Below are 1104 nucleotides of genomic sequence, written 5' to 3' on the forward strand. Positions count from 1 at the left end.
TGTAGTGCCCTGTGAGGTTGGGGACGCGGCTGGCGGGTGGTTTGCCGCCGAGTGCGGTGTGGCCGCGGTGGTAATTGTAGGTGTGCAACCACCCCGGGTAGGCCTCCCGCCGCTCGCGTTCTGAGCGGTAAGGGCGGGCGTAGGCCCACTCTTCGAGCAGGGTGCGGTTGAACCGCTCGACCTTCCCGTTCGTCTGTGGCCGGTAGGGACGGGTGCGTTTGTGGGCGATGTGCGCCTCGCGCAGCGTGTCGCGCCAGAGATAGGACTTGTAGCAGGACCCGTTATCGGTCAGCACCCGCGTGACGGTGATCCCGGCGGCGGCGAAGAACGCCTGAGCTCGTGCCCAGAACGCGACCGCGGTTTCCTTGGTTTCGTCCGGCAGGATCTCGCTGTAGGCCAGCCGGGAATGATCATCGACCGCGTTGTGCAGGTAGCTGCACCCGATCTTCGGTGTGCCGTGGCGGTAGCGGGCTGTGGTGGTGGCTTTCTTGTTCTGCAGGCCGACGGCCCGGCCGGTGACCCGGTGCCCGCCTCCGTCGGGGATGTTGCCCAGCTTCTTGATGTCCACGTGGACCAGATCGCCGGGTGCGGGGTGCTCGTAGCGGCGGATCGGCCGGCCGGTGGGCCGGTCGAGGTGAGCCAGCCGGGCGCAGCGGTAGCGGAGCAAGACCCGGTGCACGGTGGAGGGGTTCAGCCCGAGCAGGTAGGCGATCCGCGCGGGTCCCCACCGGCGGATCACCCGGACCTTGATGATCCGCCGCTCGAGTCGGGTGGGTGTCTGGTGTGGGCAGGTCCGGGGTCGTGAGGAGCGGTCGGTCATGCCGGCGGTGCCTTCGGCGCGGTAGCGGTCGGCCCAGCGTTTCGCGGTGGTGACCGCGACCTGGAACCGCTCTGCGGCGCGGCGCAGCGGCCAGTGCTGCTCGACGACACACCGGGCCAGTCGGAGCCTGCCGGTTTCGGACAAGGGAGCATTACGGTGGGACACGAGGGCCTCCTGGGCAGTCGGTGCAGATGTCGCAATCCACACCGAACCCGGAGGCCCTCCCTTACACCAAGATCATCCGATCACGTGTCGTCCCGTACCCAACCACCGTGGTCAGTACA

1 protein-coding gene is annotated in these 1104 nt (G+C 68.2%); it reads right to left on the reverse strand.

Features of this window, described 5'->3' with window-relative positions:
- Positions 1-985: IS481 family transposase (locus tag AB0J40_RS47470; protein ID WP_364467274.1), on the reverse strand; the 985-nt coding region annotated here is incomplete at its 3' end.
- Positions 986-1104: the final 119 nt, after the last annotated feature.

Origin of the sequence: Amycolatopsis sp. NPDC049691 (genome assembly GCF_040675005.1) — a bacterium.
In the GTDB taxonomy this organism is placed as follows: Bacteria; Actinomycetota; Actinomycetes; order Mycobacteriales; family Pseudonocardiaceae; genus Amycolatopsis.